Below are 270 nucleotides of genomic sequence, written 5' to 3'. Positions count from 1 at the left end.
ACAAGTTCAGCAGAGTGTAGAGCAGGCTATCCAGACATTGTTCTCGAAGCGTCCGGGGCTGCTGATGACCAACTTCTATATATCGGACTTGGTTAATGCGGCCATGAAGTCGAATCCGAACATTTCGTACGTGATTCCTCGTTCACCGACCGGGGCCATGATTGTTGGGGCACCTCCATCGCCTGTTGCTGAGTACACCATCAACCACAATGGCGGATCACTGGGTCAGCTTGTGTACGCGTACGGCATCTCGACGGACATGGCAAGCAC

1 protein-coding gene is annotated in these 270 nt (G+C 53.3%); it reads left to right on the top strand.

The annotated features are described in order from the left end of the window. Nucleotides 1-270 (top strand): hypothetical protein (locus tag AC1RPX_RS07980; protein WP_481763363.1); only part of this gene is annotated, 270 nt, incomplete at both ends.

Source organism: Dellaglioa sp. CoH-56-MRSF-14 (assembly GCF_056782115.1).
This window is presented reverse-complemented; position numbering and strand designations above follow the sequence as displayed.